This window comes from Candidatus Comchoanobacter bicostacola, assembly GCF_024172705.1.
Taxonomy (GTDB): Bacteria; Pseudomonadota; Gammaproteobacteria; order Comchoanobacterales; family Comchoanobacteraceae; genus Comchoanobacter; species Comchoanobacter bicostacola.
In genome coordinates, this window is record NZ_CP092900.1 from 429332 (window position 1) to 446592 (window position 17261).

Here is a 17261-nt window from a genome sequence, read left to right on the forward strand (position 1 = left end):
ATTTGGATTATTTATAATTAATAAATTCTAGTTGTCAGATTTTTTTCAATAATACAGTTATTTTCGTCAAATAAGGTGGGTTCGCTAAGGACGGCGGCTGTTATTATGGTCTTCACTAGAGTCATTACTAGGTCTAGGTGCGTTATTAGGATGTATTTGCTTTGTACTCTCTAGAGATTTACTGCTTGTGGTCTGCAATGTGTTACTCCTTATACTAGGAGGTGTTGCTCTAAAGTTGGCTATGGCATCAGATGCTGAGGCAGAACGGGTGTTTTCTCTATTATGTATAACGCGGCCTATTCCAATAAGGATAAGAGGAAGGAGGGTAATTCCAATAATTATTTGTCCCACGAGTGCTGTATTTATAAACTGCTCATAAAGGTCGTTGCAGAATTGAGCTATAAAGTTTGGCTGATTGTCAAACCCATATTTTTGTATTTCCATTAGCTTTTCCTGGATATCCTTTGGTAATTTAGCCCTCGCCTTTTGATATTCAGGACTGATTGCGTCCAGAATATGAGCAATAGTAACGTTATTCATTATTTCTTTGACCTGTTCACCCAGTGATGCTGAATAGTCTGTACTGAACGAATTCTGATTGAGTATCTTGTCTCGATACAGCAAAGCCATGAGCTCTATTCGCATTTTTTTTCCTTTGCTCAGTCCTGGGGCTGCGGCTGCAGCTAAGAGTAGATCGTGGCTGATTGCAAATGGGGGCAATTTCACGTTTTGAATTAATTTTGCGATGCATTTATTATAATAAGCATATCTAAATGCATCATAAGGCTGTTTTGTATCCAGTTTATTTATTTTTTCTTCTAGCGTTTTTATGTAAGGATTAAAGTTATTCGCATGAGAGAAAGTTAAGCGTACAATGTCTATTTGTTTATCTTGTGTCGGCGCATCGCTCGTTTCTGAAGCAGTCGCTTTTTTGGCCTGAACACTTTTAGCTTTTTCTGCTAATGAATGTGTGGTGGCTTGATAACCATCCGGTAGGTTTTTGATACTTATCAGCTCTGTATCAGCTGGTTTGAGTTCCTCTTCTTTAAACGCACTTGGTGCACAGAGCGCCATGGTTACTTCGAAGGTGTTTAATTTAAAATCAATGTGGTATACATTCCTTGGAGAAGTAAATCTTCCTGTTTCTGCGCCAAGTACACTTTGGCTGGAAATTAGTGCCTGTAGTTGTTCCTCAGTCTTATCAGGCTTGAGTAATTGTGTATACATGGTTTTTTCTAAATATTGATCTATTTTTTCACCATGCGCGGAATTATACTCTGCTAATTTTTGAGCTATTTGTTTATAGCTGAGGTTCTCTTCAAGTCCAAGTTTTAACCGTGTAGGTTCTTGAGGTCCCTGACTGTCTAAGTAGTAGTCATTACCACTTTGGGACAGTTGCCATTGGTTGCCCATTAAGTCAGTAACAAACAGTCGTGCATTGCTTGCACTGCGCTCTAAATCTTTTCTTGAGAGTTCATTTAACATATTATCTTTTTTCCGCTGTTTTTATGCTTGTAGCTCAATAATCTATGTTGTCAGATTTTTTCCCGGTATTTAGTGTTTTAGCCTTAAGTATCCAATTATAAAATAACTTCACGTAGGTTTAAGTTGACTAATTGTGGTTTTCTCGGTATAACTAGTTGAATAAAAACTATAAAGAGGTTATATGTGCAAGACAGGTAAAGAAAAAAAAACAACACTTAAAAGCGCTTTTAAAGGCGTACAGTCTGCTGGAGCAGGAAAGAAGACGCTAAGCTGGAGTAAAACCATTGCTACCAAGTTACTTACATATGAATTAGGCGCTGATTTTAGAAAAGGGCAGCTATACCGTCGTGAATGGTCGTTTGAAGATGCTTTAGCAGTGGCAAATAGCTTAAGTGATGATAAATTTACAGAAGATCAGCTTAAGTTGGCAGGGAAGTACAAAGAGCGTAATGCTTCATTATTCAGACCATCGGCACCTAAAGTAGCACAAGCTAAAGCAGTACATGCTCTTATAGTGATGCCCCCAGTCTCCATGAACCCTTTAGTAATGAGAAGAGCTAGAAAAAAAGCAGAAGCAGAAGCAGCAAGTGAAGCAAGCGCTGGTGCTAAGAAATAATTAATTATTTGCAGGGAGGGTTAGCTGAACCGTTAACCCTCCAGCAGGTGTGTCAATCAGCATCAACGTTCCATCTAGATGCTTGACGACTTCTAAAACAATATTAAGGCCTAATCCACTTCCGGATACTTCAGTGCCATAGACCCGTTTAAATCTCTGAGTCACGGTTAATTTATCTGAGTCTGAAATACCAGGGCCATGATCAATTACTTTAATTATGATCCCCTCATAATTCGTATCTAGTTTTATGATAATGGTATCACCTGGGTACGTGTATTTAATCGCATTATCAATGATATTAGATAACATAACGGAAAACACATGAGAGTTTATATTCTTTACGATCTCACTATTTTTACACTCAAGTGCAACTTGTATTTGTTTTTCGTGCGCAGATGGTACAGCTTGAGCAATCACGTTTTGCGCTAAAGTGACAAGATTACACTTCGTATGCTCTTTAAGTCCTGACTCTGAAATGGTTCTACTTAGAGATAGTAGCTGTTTGATAATATGATCATATCGGGTAATGATGTCTTCAATACGCTTTAAGGTTTTTCGTTGCTCAATAGGATCTTGTCTATGGGCAAGCTGAATATGTGCTTTCATAGCTGCTAGGGGTGTTTTTAGCTCGTGAGCAGCATCTCCTGCAAATCTACGCTCACGTTTTAATGTTTGTGAAAGCTCAGACATTAAACGATTTATTTCATTAATTAAGGGCACGATTTCATCAGGCGTATCTTTGGTGCATATCGGTTTTAAATGCTTGGTGTTTTGTGTTTGTAGCTTTGCAGCTGTCATATCTAGAGCATATAAACCCCGTTTAAGAATGGTTCGGGTAGACAGTACTAGAATAAGAGAGATTATAGAAAGTGCACATAACGTTTCATAAGCAAGGTCTTGCTCGTAACGAATACGTAGCTCGTGCTGTTGCATGGTTGTTATTAAATATTGCTGGTTGGATGTTTCAATAGAGAATGTTCGCCAGTTTTGAGATAGGTGCGTAATAGTGTGGTACCCATAATCAGGATTGATTAGGATGGGGGGCGCTGAGGGTGAGCGTAAAATTAAGCGTTTGGTTTTCTGGTCCCAAATTTGATACTGTGTATTATTTTTCAAGCGATGAATAATCTGGCTTTGTCTGTCATTTTGACTGGTCGTCCGAATGGTTCGGTTCGGTATTTCATTTATTTTTCTTTGGATGAGGGGTAATGCTTCTGGTTCAGGATTTAAATGTAAAAACGCTTCTAGTTCATGTGCTTGTAATGCTAGCTCAGTATCTAGATGAAGCTTAATATGCCGATGTTTTAAATAAATAGCAGTTGTCACTCCAATTAGAATAGAGCTAGATACCGCTATTAGGATATTTATTATTAAAAATCGGTGGATTGAGCGTTTCATTGTTATGCTATGATGTAACCCACACCACGAATTGTTTTAATCGCTAAGTGAGGCTTGGTTTTTTTTCTAATATTGTGCATATGCACTTCTATGGTGTTACTATCAACGTCATCACCCCAGCCATAAAGAATTTGAGTTAAATTATCGCGGCTGATCACTTTATTTCTACTTTCCATTAGCTTATGCAATATTTTAAACTCCTGACGAGAGAATGGAGTTGTTACGTCATTAACAATAACAGTATGTGAAACAGGGTCTAATATAACATTGCCGATGGTAATGTTTGAGCTTGATGCATCTGCATTTCTTCTACGCAGTAGAGCTAAAATTCTGGAATTAAGTACATCAAAGTCAAAAGGCTTGGTTAAATAGTCATCAGCGCCTGTATCTAATCCTAAAATGATATCATTCTTCTGATCACGTGCAGTTAGAATGATAATGGGTACTTTATTTTTCTGGGCGCGGGTTTGTTTGATTATTTCTAAACCATCGACAGTAGGAAGGCCTAGGTCTATAATCACAAGATCAAATGTTTCACCACTTTGAGTCAGGGCATAAAGTGCTTCCTGTCCATTTTGTAGCCAATCAACGGTATACTTTTTTGTCTTGAGTAAGCTGGTTAATGCAAATCCAAGATCATTATCGTCTTCAATTAATAATATGCGCATAGCTTCAAATTCTGTTACTTATTGCCTGCAATATACTATAAATTCGATAATTAATCAAGTGTTAAGGATTGATGTGGTTTTTTACATGTTTGGGTAATTATGTTAGACTTAGTTTAAGTCCAAGGAGGGTGAATTCATTATGCCAACATCAGCTCAATTAAGTCAGTATAGTATCAATCATTACAAGAAAATAAAGGGCGCTTATTTAACGGGTTTCAAACAATTTGCGGATCTCTATTTTAATTCAACAGAATCTGCTTATGAGGTTGAAGATGTTTATGAGTATGTCGCTCAGGTTACCAGTGGACATTATAAATATATTATTAAGAATATTGATAAAACGTTAGCCATTGATTTAGCAAATGTACAAGTTGAAACCGGTTATGCACGTCAATTAGTTAGGGTATATATTGTCTATGATGATATGCCATTTATTCCTGAGTCAATACGAGCGACTTTAGAGCGTTTAGGATATAGTATTTTTAGGAGTGCATTGGTAGCGAATCAAGCAATTCACATGGATGGTAAAACATTATCTTTGGAGCATGTGCAGTCAGGAGGCAAGACATTTTATTGGTTAGATATTGAAGCAGGGAATCAGACGCTGACGTTGAGAGCTATGAATCAGGCTTTATCAGCTACGGTACATGATGTTACAACAGTTGTTAAAGATTGGCGCCGTATGCAAGATGCGCTTAGGTCTGTGATCTACGCTTGGCAAGATAACGAAGGTGCAAATATTCCTCAGCCTGTTATTCGAGAGAATGTTTTACTGTTGGAGTGGTTGTTACATCAATTTACTTTCCTGGGTTATGCGGGTTATCGCCATAATAGCGGCAAGTTGCGATCCATTGGTAAAAAGTGGGGGTTACCTATTGATGGAATTAAGGAGCTTAGTCCTCATTTGGCTACCTTCCCTAGTCATGGTGAGGGTTTGAAAGATTCACTCTTTATGATGACTAAGTCTATGATGCGCTCCAAGGTGCATAGGAATGTTTATCCAGATATCTTTATCTTTAATGTATATAGTAAAGACAGTGAGCTCATTGAACAACATTACTTTATGGGTATGCTAACTGCAGATGCGTATAGTCATGATCCAGAGCAAATCCCTGTTTTACGTACAAAGATAGATCGTTTGTTATCCCTGCAGGAAAAACCGTCTCGATATATGAGTCGTAGATTAAAGCACTTAATTAAATCCTATCCAAAAGAAGACTTGTTTCAGTCTGATATCCAATATTTACATAAAGAGTTTTCTCAACTTTTATTAGCTGAAGATAATCAAATATCTGAGGTTTCTGTACGGGTAGATACGCTAGGTCAGTTTTACTCAACGATGATTTATGCGCCTAAAGTTTTATTTAAAACAAGTCTTAGGAATCAAATAGAGCAGGTATTAAAAGATATTTATAAAGGCGCGATTATATTTTATAGCCCATATTTTGCTGAGTCATATTTAGTACGTATGCATTTTATTCAAGCCATTGAAGGAGATGTTGTCAAAGATACTCGTAGGTTATGCCAAGAGATTAGACAGTTGTGTGTATCATGGGACAAAAAGCTAACGTTAGGGCTGTGTTTAGAATATGGTCAAAGACAAGGTTATTTGCATGCGAAAGCATTCATTAATACTATATCTGAATCCTATCGTGTTGCACATAGTTATGAGCAAGCGGTACAGGATGAAATCTCAGTAGCAACACTCTCTTTAGAAAACTCTAGGTCTGTTCGATTATCTGTGGATGACCAGACGTTCATGATACGATTTTATCAATTGACATCAGGTAGTGATATCACATTATCAAGTATTTTTCCTATTTTATCTAATATGGGTTTAAATATAGTACGTCAGCAAAATTTTGATGAGTGTATGTCAGGACATACCGTTTCAATATCGGTATACCAGTGTGCTTTTTCTGGAGGGTTGATTGCAAGTGATAACATCATCAGTCGTGTTGAAAATGCGCTCTTGATGATTATTAATGGGGTCGCAGAAGATGACGAGCTGAATCGATTGTTAATTTCATCCAGCTTAGAACTGAAACAGATTCACTTACTTCGGTGTTACATTGCATATATGCATCAAATTAACTTTGCTATCTCTAAAGTAAGGGTTAAACGCTTTTTAAGTGCAAACAGGGACTTATCGCAGCTTTTTGTTAAGTTGTTTAATATCAAGTTTCAATATGGGCTGTTGAAAAGGACGCAGCTGGTCAATAAACAAAGTCACTCAATCTGGAGTTTATCAGATCAGCTGAAAACCAGTGATGATGAACGTATTGTTTCAATGCTTATGCATTGTATCACGGCGACAGTTAGAACTAATTATTGTATGCTGGATGAAGTGGGTGCATTGGTCTTAAAGATTCAGGCTGGAATGGTTCCGGGTGTTTCAAAACCAGCACCCTTATATCATACCTTTGTTTATCATCCTGATGTGATGGGGGTACATATTAGGTATAGTTTGATTGCGCGTGGTGGTATTCGACACTCTGATCGATTAGATGACTTTTATGAAGAGGTTGGGCGTTTGGCCTCAACCCAGCGGTTGAAGAATACGTTGACTGTTCCTGATGGTGCTAAGGGTTGCTTTGTTACGCGTAATATTCAAATGATACCCGATGCTGAGCATTTAGAGGAAGTTAAGCGTTGCTATCAGATCTTCATTGAGTCATTACTCAGTATCTCAGATGGATATAAGGAGGGGCGACTTTGCCACTATAAAGGCTGTAAAGTATATGATGAGGTAGATACCTATTTAGTGGTCGCTGCAGATAAAGGGACAGCCACTTTTTCTGATTATGCAAATGAGATTGCCAGTAAACAAAACTTTTGGTTGAAGGATGCCTTTGCCTCAGGAGGCGCTAATGGCTATGATCATAAAAAGATGGGTATTACTGCGCGTGGCGCCTGGGAGTCCTTTAAATGGCATAGCAGTAAGATGGGTCTGGACTTAACGAAAGATACCTTTACAGCTGCTGGAGTAGGGGATATGAGTGGCGATGTCTTTGGTAATGGTATGCTTCTTTCTGATAAAATTAAGTTGGTGGCAGCGTTTGCACATAGGAAGATATTTATTGATCCCAATCCAGATCCTGAAAAAAGTTATACAGAACGCTTAAGGCTATTCAGGATGAAAGGTGGAACATGGGGCGAATACGATACGAGTCTAATTTCTCAAGGTGGCGGCGTATTTGATCGCAGCCAAAAATATATTGATCTATCTCCCCAAATGAAGAAAATGTTCTCGTTCTCTAAATCAAAGTGTGAACCTTTTGAGTTAATTCAAGCCATTCTGAAAATGCAGGTTGACTTATTTTGGAATGGAGGCATAGGTGTTTTTGTTAAATCCAAGGATGAGTCAGATTTTAGTGTAAGAGATGTTCAAAATGATTTGGTGCGAATCAATGGTTCTCAAATGCGTGCCAAGATTTTTGCAGAGGGGGGTAATAATGGGTTTACTCAAAAAGGACGGATAGAGTATGCGCTGCATGGAGGTATGCTAAATACTGATTTTGTAGATAACTCTGCTGGGGTGAATTTATCTGACTATGAGGTTAACTTAAAGATCTTCCTGGACGGATTAATTCAAGAAGGAGTGCTCGCTCAAAAAGAACGAAATCCGTTGCTGCGCCGATTGTCAGCTGAAGTGAGTGGAATGGTTTTATGGAATAATTTGAGACAAAATATTCAAATTGATCTGGCTATTTTGGAGGCTCAGGGGCAGCAAAATCAATATTTGAGGTTTATAGAGTCCTTATCTGAACAGGGGTTAATGAATCCACAGTTAGAGTCTATGCCTACTAAGCAAGAGCTAAAAGAGCGATTGCTACATAATTTGCATTTTACACGTCCAGAAATTTCAGTGTTGCTGGCCTATAGTAAATTATACTTAATTGGATTGATTGAAAAAATCGAGTTTGAGGACAGTCAAATAACTAAAGATATTCTTGTTTCATATTTTCCAGGTTATATACAATCTAAGTATGAGGGCTTTATTTATAAACATCCATTGCAAAATCAGATCTTTAAAACACAGTTGGTTAATTTACTTGTGGGTGAGATGGGTCTATTGTTTGTGTCTCAAATGATTGATGAGTGTGGTTGTTTGCCCAAAGATGTTGTCATTGCTTACTTGGTTGCTAGACGTATTTTAAATGTTAGTGGGCTATTTGATGAAGTCTATCAACTGAAAAAAATAGGCTATAAAGTCAAATTAGAGATTTCAAGCTCAATTAAGCGTAGTCTATATTTATCGACCCGGTGGATTTTACGTCATGAAGATAAGTTAGATGTGCAGAAAATTATTAGTAAGTATCAAAACCTGAATACATCGGCTGAGCTGATGATTGCGGCTTTACCACGTAAGTATACTAAGCGCACTGAGTATATCCAGTCTGAGCTTAAATCTGCTCGTGCTTCTAAAGCATTAATTGAAAAGGTAGGCTATGCTCGTTATATGTATCAGTTGTTTAATATTCGTGATCTTCAAGTTAGAACTCAGGTGGGTGAGTCTGATGTTATTAAAGTCTATTATCAAACAGCAGGGTGGATTAAGTTTTATCAATTGAGAGATAGTTTGTTGAATTTGCCAGAAGCATCTTATTGGGATCATATTCAAAAGTATGTATTAGAGGATGATTTGTGCATTGTGCTTTCTAAAATATCTTCAGCAGTGTTGATCAGTAATCATAAAAAGCGCTCTTCTTATGATAGTGCGGTTCAAAACTGGTTACAGGATAATGTGGAGTTCAGTAAGGTTGTTAAACAGTCTTTGCACGAGTTGGTTGAAATTCGAGGAGGGGATTATGCCATGTACTCAGTTGTGTTAACGCGTGTTAAAAAGTATGTGTCTATTTTATAGTGTGTTTGATGTACTGGGTCATCTTCTCAACTGAGTCATAGGGGGCAAAGCGCTTGATGTGTTGTTCATTAGGATGAATGATAAATTTTGTGAAGTTCCATCCAATGCGTTTTCCTAAGATACCTGGTGCATGATGATTGAGGTATATGAAAAGTGGATGGGCGCTTTTACCATTAACATTTATCTCATTCTCTATAATATATTGTGCATCAAATTGGGTCTGGCACCACTGAGTATTATCATCTATTGTTGCATCATGTTGATGGAACTGACTGCATGGAAATGCAATGACAACGGTGTTTAACTCCGGATCTAGCAGTTGATTGAGCTCAGTTAATTGCTGATTAAATCCACATTGAGAAGCAATATTGACTATAACGATGGTTTTATGAGTGTATGTGCTTAGGTCAGGTATCTTTTGGCTGATGGGTATCTTATAAATGCTCATAGGATCTTTCATGGTATCTATCTAAGCTTATTGTAGCAAAGTAACGGGTATAAAAAATAGTAGATTTTATGCTTGAGTGTCTATTTGTTCAAATTGTATAGGATTTGATCATTCACAACGTTGTATTGCAAATTTAGTCTTTGTATGCTTGAATCACGGATAATCAATTTCGTCATGTTTTGCTTTTGGCAAAATTTTTGCGACAGTCTTGCTTTCATATTTAAGCACCAATTCTCTCATAGTAGGCTTAAAGACTAATTGAAGTTTTGAAGCTAAGAAATAATCAGGCTGTAAGAAACAAAGCTGAGCGTCGCTGATAATTGATTTAAAGCCTAAAAACGTTTTGAATTAGGCCATGCCGCAGGAAAAAATTGGTTAAGATTGAGATATATATCTTGTGGTAGTTCAGGAGCAGCTACAGTTTTATATGTTTTGTTAATGCCTGTATGAAGAAGTTGCCTAGGACTGACCAGGCTTTATGGTGGGTATAAAACGCCATTTTGATGCAGGATCTTGGAAGACTTGAATGTCATCAGTTATACGTTTGTGGAGCTAGGCGGGTTCGAACCGCCGACCTCTTGCGTGCCACGCAAGCGCTCTGCCAACTGAGCTATAGCCCCTCGATAAATATTGTATCGATTATAATTATGTGGTCAACAAAAATATAGGAAAATAGTTATTGAGTAGATGTACTACCTGGTTGGATTAAGTATCGAATTGTGCTGCCTTGTATAAGATTTGTAAAGCATACAACAGCATAGGTCGCAATCATGATCCAATTATGATAAGGGCTATAAGGTATCGATAAAGCTAGGGCAATTGCAAGACCGCCTCGTAGTCCGCCCCAGATCAAAATACGCTCAGCTTGCTTTGAAACCTTTTTATGTCTAAGCAGCGTTCTAAATGGCAGAATTACGGTAAAGGAGCGTGTTAGTAGTGCGAGAATAATAATACTTACAGAAAGTATTATCTCCGGTGTTCCCAGAGACATATTAATTGACTCAAATCCAATGAGTAAATAAAGGATCATATTTAAGATCTCTTCAAGTGTTCCCCAGAAATGTCGGAGAACACTTTTTGCATGGCTGTGTTTTTCAATATGGTGGGAAATAATTAAGCCACATGCAACAACAGCTAGAGCGCCAGATATGTGCACTAAGTTACACAGTGTGTAAATTCCTGTTACAACAAATAGACTGATTAATAAATTAGTATGTGTGTCTGTATCTTGTAAAATCATGATCCTTTTGCAGACTAAACCACTCACGATTCCAATACTTAAGCCACCCAATACTTCAGTCAAAAATCTTAATAGGGTGCTAGATAGTGTCACGGCTTGTGACTGATCTTCAATCAGTTGTGCGATTGTTAAAAACATGACAATCCCAATGCCATCGTTAAATAATGATTCACCAGCTACTTTGGCTTCTATTTCAGGCTCGATATTGGCATGTTTGAGCATCCCAACAACAGCAACAGGGTCGGTTGGTGAGATCAGAGCTCCAAATAAAAAGCAGTGAATGAGTGGTATCGGATTATTGAGTGCATTGGTGATCCAATGGAGTCCGAAGCCAATTATGATCATGGATAGTAATGTGGAAACTATTGCCAGCATTGAGATTTCAACAGCTCTCTTTTTTATTAGGTTAGTGCGCAATGATGCCGCACCCGCAAATAAAAGCATAGGGAGCATTAAATCAATAAGAACACTGCGAAAGTTAGCAGCATTAACCAAGTTTGATATATGCTGTAAATAGATGATAGGAGCAAGCGTGGTGTCGATGGTTTTTAGTGCTATTATTGAGATAAGCGACATGCAAAGAATAGCAACACTAGGCTGAACGCGTAAATGTCGTGCTGAGATATAACCGAGTAAGGTTGAGAATGAGATGAGTATCATTACCGTTTGAAGTGCGTTCATAATATACATTGATTAAAGTTAATGTTGTCTTTATAATAGTTATTAATAATGCTTGTGTCTAGTTTATGGATGATAATGTAAGTGTGTGGCCAGGTTTGGCTGTGCTTTTTTCAGCAGCGGTTGCTCTGCTTGTATGTAATGTAGGGTTTGATTCTTATTATGATACCTTCTGGGGTTCTGAGTTACTCAATTTACACAATCATGATATTTCAATGCGTTTTGTAGTTAATGAAATACTCATGGTGTTATTTTTCTTTTATATAACATTAGAAATAAAATACGAGTACTTATATGGTGTATTGCAGTCACCCAAAGAGCGAGTAATGCCTGCATTGGCTGCACTAGGTGGAATGGTTGGTCCTGCGTGTATTTACTTATTAGTCGCTGCTAGGGTCTATACGCATGGGTGGGCTATTCCTGTTGCTACAGATATTGCTTTCTCATTGGCCTGTCTGATGTTAGTAGGGCAGCGCCTGCCTGTGTCATTACGCGTTTTCCTTATGTCGCTTGCTATTTTTGATGATTTAGGTGCAATAGCAATTATCGCAGTCTATTATACAGCACACTATTCTTGGTATTTATTAGCGGGCACATTTGCCTCTATAACCTATTTAACCATTATATCTCGGTTAAGGGCGCATGTTACATTGTATATCTTAGGTGGCTTGATGCTGTGGGTGCTTTGTTTTCTGAGTGGGGTACATATGACCTTAGCTGGAGTAGCTATTGCTGCATTTCTTCCCATGAAAAATGATATGGGGCTTTGGGCTATGCGTATTCATCACGCATGTGGCAAGGTTGTTCAGTATTTTATTATGCCAGTTTTTGCATTTGCCAATGCAGGGGTTGCTCTTCATGAGGTAGCCGGGTCTTTAAATAGTTCTTTAGCACTAGCGATTGCATTGGGACTGCTGATCGGCAAGCCGTTGGGTATCTTATCTGTCTGTATCTTATCAGAGTACTTAGGGGTTGCACAAATGCCAAAGTCTATGCATAAGAGACACCTGCTAGGGGTTTCATTTTTATGTGCAATCGGTTTCACAATGAGTCTCTTTATTGGAAACTTAGCTTTTAAGTCTATGCCAGATGCAGTGCTTGATATTGTACGAGTTTCAGTTATTGGTGCATCAACACTAGCAGGTATAATTGGTATTCTCATTTTATTATTCTGTGTAAAAGTAGACAATAATGAAAAAAGAAAAATATGAAAAACGGTATTCAATTTTATGTTGAATAGGGGGTATAATGGGCTACAGTGTAGAATCTAGTGAGGAAGGAGCCGTGGAGAGATCCAGCGATCAAACATTAAGTTTGCCATGTCATTACAAAATTTCTATGAATGTTTTGTATTCAGGGGGGTATGAAGAAGAGCAGATTAGTAACATGCCTTTAACTTTGTACACAAGCTTTGCCAACCCTTATTTTTATGGTAATCGATTATATGCGTTATTGCAGTTTTTAAGTAAACGTGATAATCCAGTGGTTATTGTGACGCCGGGACATTTATACAGACATGTGTATATGGCCCAAAATAACACCTCGGAAGAAAAAGGCTATGAAATTGCCCTTAACAAGCAGAAAAGTTACATGGAAGAGGAGTTGCTTCCTTGCCTAGAGAATTTTCCAGGCTTGAATGTTCGCTTAGTGAATTGGATTGATTACTATAAACGAGAGTCGTTTCAAGAAATCTTGGGTCAGTTTTATGCTGCATATGAAAAGAAAGGCGGTTTTTCTAAAGAAATTGATCAAAGTGTGATGAGTTTTTTAAGGGTTGGAAAGGGAGAGCGGTCAGAAGGGCAATGTGAAAAGGACTTCAACTGTTCAATAAACTTTATTCTAGAGGAGTGTGCCTTTTTAAGTTACGCGGTTCTTAATGGGCACCCAGCAATGATATATCCTGGACGCGTATTTGTTGATATGGACAAACTTGCTCAGTTAGATGGATGTCCTCCATTGTTTTTAAAGATGGTGTATTTGTCTGCTGATTTTAAGCGAAAAGGTCGCCGCCGTCGTATTTAAACTAGGGGGAAGTATGATTGATTTAAATCAGGAAGTTATAATTGACTCTGGTCAGCCTGTTAAATTAGGTGCCTTATACTCAGATAAGCTTTTGATATATTTTTATCCTAAGGATATGACCAGTGGCTGCACAAAGCAGGCGGTCTTGTTTCAAGAGCAACAAGAGCGATTTAATTCGCTAGGGTGTAAGATTGTGGGGGTGTCTAGAGACAGTATCAAGCGTCATAATAAGTTCAAACAGACGTATGGGCTAACTTTTGATTTAATCGCTGATACACAAGAGCAGTTATGCCATCAATTCAAGGTTATGGCTGAAAAATCTATGTATGGAAAGACTTATCTAGGGATTGTCCGCTCTAGTTTTTTGTTGGATAAGAAGGGTGCCATACTTAAAGAGTGGCGTAATGTAAAGGTTGCCTCACACATGGTGTCATTGTTGAGTGAGGTTAAGGTGTTGATTAATGTTGAATAATATTGGTATTTTTGCTAGATTATAGTTTTATTGTGCTAGCTTAATGACAGATTATATTTCGATACTTGGACCGACTGCGACCGGAAAAACAGAGTTAGCGATATCTTTAGCGCTACATGCGCCAATTGAAGTTATTTCAGTCGATTCAGTAAGTGTCTATAAAGGCTTGGATATTGGCTCCGCAAAGCCAACATTAGAGGAGCAAAAAGGTGTCCCGCATCATCTGATTGATGTAGTCTCTTTAAATGAATTATTTACAGTATCTGACTTTGTTAAATCTACAAGTCAGTTGATCTCTGAGATTAAAGCGCGTGGCAATATGCCAGTTTTATGCGGTGGAACAATGATGTATGCACATAGTTTTATAGGTGGTTTTGATCAGCTTCCTCAGGTTCCTCGAGAGGTTGTTTTAGAGCTTCAGCAGCAAGCAGAGCGCAAGGGGCATCAATTAATGCATGAGTTGTTAAAATCTGTTGATCCATCGAGTGCATCAACTATTAAAATAAATGATATGCAGCGAGTCATACGTGCATTAAGTGTTTACAAATATACGGGTCGATCAATGAGCAGCTATCATACAAAACCTATTAGACCTAAGTATAAAGGAGCAAATTTTTTTATTACAGTAGAGGATAGAGCGGCTCATAGAGCATTATTATCAGCTCGTATTGCGAAAATGTTTGACCAAGGTTGGGTAGATGAGGTGCTTCAGTTACGGGATGAGTATGGTGATAAAATAAACACGCACCCGGTCATGAAGAGTGTCGGATATAGACAAATACTGGCAAACGATTGTGAGCAATTGACCACAAGTTGCGTGCGACAACAGATTGTTAATCACTCCGCTCAGTTGGTTAAAAAACAAATGACATGGATAAAAAATTGGAAAAATGATTATGTATTCAAGGGGGCTAAGAATGAATGTGCTCAATTAATTCTAGAAAGTCGATATTTTAGTACTTGAATCAGTATAGTGAAGATACTATAGTTAGTAAACAAAGCTGATTTAACGTCGGTGATTTACGAAAACAACATAGGAGTCAAAAGATGACGACAATGCAGAATACAAGAGTGCAATCCTTACAAGACCCATTCTTAAATGCGCTAAGAAGACAGAGAGTCCCCGTTTCTATTTATTTAACAAATGGAATTAAGTTACAAGGTCAGGTAGATAAGTTTGATAAATATTGTGTATTACTCAAAAATAATACAAAGCAAATTGTGTTTAAACATGCAATAGCAACTATTGTTCCTTCTAGAAATATTATATTTAATGAAGACACTAATGCTGCAGAGGGTAACCAGTCATTAGATTCTAACCACGCGTTGCAATCAGAGGAAGATGATCAGATTGAGAACTTTTGATTAATTTAGTAGGGGGTAAGGATGCCATTTCGAACACTTAGGATGAGTGAAAAAGATCCTTGGGATCGCAGTCGTCATGACGAGCCCCCCGGCTTAGATGAAGTTTTTAACAGTATTTTCGGTTCTGGAGGGTCGGATAAGGGACCAGCAGCTGCGATTAGTTCATTGATCATGGGGCTGATTATTGTAACTTCATTATTGTTTCTTGTTTCGGGTTTCTTTATTGTAGCACCAGCAGAACACGGCGTTGTGCTTAGGTTTGGTCAGTTATATCGTACAGCTATGCCAGGACCTAATTGGAGCATACCCATTGTAGACAAGCGTTATATTGTAGATGTATTTAAGGTTAATGAATACACCTACACTGCTGAGATGCTGACTAAGGATGAGATTTATGCTGAGGTTTCTGTTTCGGTGTATCATAGAATAGGGAATCCAGAAAATTATTTGTTTGCTTCAGTTGATCCACTTAATGCGCTAACTCAAGCAACGGCAAGCGCACTTAGGCAAGTTGTCGGAAACTCTAATTTAAATGCATTACTTTCCAAAGACAGAGTTGAAATCAGAGAGGAAATATCCAGTCAGCTCAAACAAATATTAGATAGTTATAAGATTGGGATTGAGATCACTGATGTGAAGTTGCAAAATGCAAGGCCCCCATCAGCTGTAAAACCTGCATATGATGATGTAATTCAAGCAAGGGAAGATCAACACCGTTACACAATGCAAGCTGAGGGTTATAGTAATAAAGTTATCGGTTTAGCAGAAGGTGAAAAAAGGCGTATAATTAATGAGGCTGATGCACAGTATGAGCGAATCATTTTAGAGTCTAAGGCAAAGGTTGCTACATTTGATGCTCTAGTGTCACAATACAAACGTAACCCTGATATTATGAAGAACCGGATGTATCTAGATACTATGGAGCACATCTTTAGTCAGGTAGCTAAAGTATTTGTGCCTAATGAAGGAATGCTTAATGTGCTTCCACTAAGCGATATAATATCAAAAGAGTCTCAGGCCAGGGAGAAGGAATGAAGCAAACAGTAAATATTTTATTAGTCATCTTATTGGGTGTCTTGTTTGCGCTAGAGTCAATGTTTGTGATTACTCCGCATAATAAGGCTATGTTGTCTTATTTAGGGGACTTAAAGTCAGATGGTTCTGGAACTATTGTGTATGATGCAGGTCTTTATTTTAAACTGCCTTTTTTTGAAAAAGTAATTAGAATTGATCAAAGACTTCAGTCATTTGATGTGCCTTCTACACGTGTATTAACAGCGGATTTAAAAGATGTCCATGTCGATTATTATGTGAAGTGGCGTGTTAAGGACTATGAGTCTTTTTACAAATCACTTAACAATGGAAACTTTGACTTAGCCTCTGGGATTATTAAAAGTAAATCAATTGATGCATTAAGGGCAGAGTTTGGTGTTCGTGTATTGAGTGAGATTATCGCGGGTGATGATAGAGACGCAATGCTAGACAGTATGATGACTAGGACTGCAAATAGTGTGTCTGATATTGGTATTGAAGTGGTTGATGTTCGGCTTAAGCGAGTTGATTATCCGCAGGAAGTAACGTTGTCTGTCTATGAGAATATGAGGTCCAGTAGAGAGCGTGATGCAAAAAAATATAGAGCAACAGGTGTTGCTGCGGCACAAGAGATTAGCTCCAAAGCAGATAGAGATGTTATTGTCATTATTGAGGGCGCAAAGCGCGAGGCTGCAGAGCATGTAGCGCAGGCCCATGCTATTGCTGCCGATGTGTATGCAAACTCATTTAAAAAGGCTCCAGATTTTTATACATTTTATCTTAAGATGATTGGTTATAAAAACTCAGTGAATGATAAAGACTTCTTTGTGCTTGATCCAAATAATTCTGAATATTATCGTGATCTAGCAACATAGAGCAAATTATCAAAATAGGAATATAATTAGTGAAGAGTGGTGTTATGTATAGCCCAGTAGTTCTTTTGTGTAATATTTATTCTATATGCATACAC

The 17261-nt window shown here is 37.9% G+C and carries 14 protein-coding genes and 1 tRNA gene; 9 read left to right on the top strand and 6 right to left on the bottom strand.

Annotation, left to right across the window (positions count from 1 at the left end; translation table 11 throughout):
* Positions 1-84: 84 nt before the first annotated feature.
* Positions 85-1485: a hypothetical protein gene (locus tag MMH89_RS02060; protein ID WP_258568720.1), complete on the bottom strand. Its 1401-nt coding sequence runs from the start codon at positions 1483-1485 to the stop codon at positions 85-87.
* Between the two features lie 181 nt (positions 1486-1666).
* Here MMH89_RS02060 and MMH89_RS02065 point away from each other — a divergent pair, with 181 nt between their 5' ends.
* Complete coding sequence (locus tag MMH89_RS02065) at positions 1667-2101, top strand: hypothetical protein (RefSeq protein ID WP_258568721.1); 435 nt, start codon at positions 1667-1669, stop codon at positions 2099-2101.
* On the opposite strand, the gene MMH89_RS02070 is transcribed toward MMH89_RS02065, so the two are convergent.
* Positions 2102-3499 carry an ATP-binding protein gene (locus tag MMH89_RS02070; RefSeq protein WP_258568722.1) on the bottom strand — a complete coding sequence of 466 codons (1398 nt, stop codon included), beginning with the start codon at positions 3497-3499 and terminating at the stop codon, positions 2102-2104.
* A gap of 2 nt (positions 3500-3501) precedes the next feature.
* On the bottom strand, positions 3502-4167 hold the full coding sequence (locus MMH89_RS02075; protein ID WP_258568723.1) for a response regulator transcription factor: 666 nt from the start codon (positions 4165-4167) through the stop codon (positions 3502-3504).
* A gap of 139 nt (positions 4168-4306) precedes the next feature.
* On the opposite strand from MMH89_RS02075, the gene MMH89_RS02080 reads away from it, so the two are divergent.
* Positions 4307-9034 carry an NAD-glutamate dehydrogenase gene (locus MMH89_RS02080; protein ID WP_258568724.1) on the top strand — a complete coding sequence of 1576 codons (4728 nt, stop codon included), beginning with the start codon at positions 4307-4309 and terminating at the stop codon, positions 9032-9034.
* Here the strand turns inward: MMH89_RS02080 and MMH89_RS02085 are convergent.
* The 3 genes from MMH89_RS02085 to MMH89_RS02095 all read right to left on the bottom strand — a co-directional run bounded on the left by MMH89_RS02085 (position 9024) and on the right by MMH89_RS02095 (position 11403).
* Positions 9024-9482, bottom strand: coding sequence for a thioredoxin domain-containing protein (locus MMH89_RS02085; protein ID WP_258568725.1), 459 nt, complete (start codon positions 9480-9482; stop codon positions 9024-9026). The genes MMH89_RS02080 and MMH89_RS02085 overlap by 11 nt on opposite strands.
* A gap of 547 nt (positions 9483-10029) precedes the next feature.
* Positions 10030-10102 (bottom strand) — tRNA-Ala (locus tag MMH89_RS02090).
* Between the two features lie 56 nt (positions 10103-10158).
* Positions 10159-11403, bottom strand: a complete 1245-nt coding sequence (locus MMH89_RS02095; protein WP_258568726.1) for a cation:proton antiporter — start codon at positions 11401-11403, stop codon at positions 10159-10161.
* Positions 11404-11468: 65 nt separating this feature from the next.
* On the opposite strand from MMH89_RS02095, the gene nhaA reads away from it, so the two are divergent.
* From nhaA to hflC, 7 genes are all read left to right on the top strand, one after another.
* Entirely contained in the window at positions 11469-12611 is a 1143-nt protein-coding gene (nhaA, locus tag MMH89_RS02100; protein WP_258568727.1) for a Na+/H+ antiporter NhaA, read from the top strand.
* 37 nt (positions 12612-12648) lie between these two features.
* Positions 12649-13422, top strand: coding sequence for a hypothetical protein (locus MMH89_RS02105; RefSeq protein WP_258568728.1), 774 nt, complete (start codon positions 12649-12651; stop codon positions 13420-13422).
* A 13-nt stretch (positions 13423-13435) separates the two neighbouring features.
* The gene (locus MMH89_RS02110; protein WP_258568729.1) at positions 13436-13894 is read left to right on the top strand and encodes a peroxiredoxin; all 459 of its coding nucleotides are present in this window, start codon (positions 13436-13438) and stop codon (positions 13892-13894) included.
* A 43-nt stretch (positions 13895-13937) separates the two neighbouring features.
* Positions 13938-14858 carry a tRNA (adenosine(37)-N6)-dimethylallyltransferase MiaA gene (miaA, locus tag MMH89_RS02115; protein ID WP_258568730.1) on the top strand — a complete coding sequence of 307 codons (921 nt, stop codon included), beginning with the start codon at positions 13938-13940 and terminating at the stop codon, positions 14856-14858.
* A 92-nt stretch (positions 14859-14950) separates the two neighbouring features.
* Positions 14951-15259: an RNA chaperone Hfq gene (gene hfq / locus MMH89_RS02120; protein WP_258568731.1), complete on the top strand. Its 309-nt coding sequence runs from the start codon at positions 14951-14953 to the stop codon at positions 15257-15259.
* A gap of 21 nt (positions 15260-15280) precedes the next feature.
* The gene (gene hflK, locus MMH89_RS02125) at positions 15281-16294 is read left to right on the top strand and encodes an FtsH protease activity modulator HflK (protein ID WP_258568732.1); all 1014 of its coding nucleotides are present in this window, start codon (positions 15281-15283) and stop codon (positions 16292-16294) included.
* Positions 16291-17166 (top strand): protease modulator HflC, encoded by an 876-nt coding sequence (hflC, locus tag MMH89_RS02130; RefSeq protein ID WP_258568733.1) that lies wholly within the window; start codon positions 16291-16293, stop codon positions 17164-17166. Before hflK ends, hflC begins: the two co-directional genes overlap by 4 nt.
* Positions 17167-17261: the final 95 nt, after the last annotated feature.

What these genes read in the sequence shown, in the direction of transcription:
- hflC (WP_258568733.1), top strand. Translation starts at nt 16,291, where the DNA reads ATGAAGCAAACAGTAAATATTTTATTAGTCATCTTATTGGGTGTCTTG.
- MMH89_RS02085 (WP_258568725.1), bottom strand. Translation starts at nt 9,482, where the DNA reads ATGAGCATTTATAAGATACCCATCAGCCAAAAGATACCTGACCTAAGC.
- MMH89_RS02075 (WP_258568723.1), bottom strand. Translation starts at nt 4,167, where the DNA reads ATGCGCATATTATTAATTGAAGACGATAATGATCTTGGATTTGCATTA.
- MMH89_RS02060 (WP_258568720.1), bottom strand. Translation starts at nt 1,485, where the DNA reads ATGTTAAATGAACTCTCAAGAAAAGATTTAGAGCGCAGTGCAAGCAAT.
- MMH89_RS02105 (WP_258568728.1), top strand. Translation starts at nt 12,649, where the DNA reads ATGGGCTACAGTGTAGAATCTAGTGAGGAAGGAGCCGTGGAGAGATCC.
- MMH89_RS02095 (WP_258568726.1), bottom strand. Translation starts at nt 11,403, where the DNA reads ATGAACGCACTTCAAACGGTAATGATACTCATCTCATTCTCAACCTTA.
- hfq (WP_258568731.1), top strand. Translation starts at nt 14,951, where the DNA reads ATGCAGAATACAAGAGTGCAATCCTTACAAGACCCATTCTTAAATGCG.
- hflK (WP_258568732.1), top strand. Translation starts at nt 15,281, where the DNA reads ATGCCATTTCGAACACTTAGGATGAGTGAAAAAGATCCTTGGGATCGC.
- nhaA (WP_258568727.1), top strand. Translation starts at nt 11,469, where the DNA reads ATGGATGATAATGTAAGTGTGTGGCCAGGTTTGGCTGTGCTTTTTTCA.
- MMH89_RS02065 (WP_258568721.1), top strand. Translation starts at nt 1,667, where the DNA reads ATGTGCAAGACAGGTAAAGAAAAAAAAACAACACTTAAAAGCGCTTTT.
- miaA (WP_258568730.1), top strand. Translation starts at nt 13,938, where the DNA reads ATGACAGATTATATTTCGATACTTGGACCGACTGCGACCGGAAAAACA.
- MMH89_RS02110 (WP_258568729.1), top strand. Translation starts at nt 13,436, where the DNA reads ATGATTGATTTAAATCAGGAAGTTATAATTGACTCTGGTCAGCCTGTT.
- MMH89_RS02070 (WP_258568722.1), bottom strand. Translation starts at nt 3,499, where the DNA reads ATGAAACGCTCAATCCACCGATTTTTAATAATAAATATCCTAATAGCG.
- MMH89_RS02080 (WP_258568724.1), top strand. Translation starts at nt 4,307, where the DNA reads ATGCCAACATCAGCTCAATTAAGTCAGTATAGTATCAATCATTACAAG.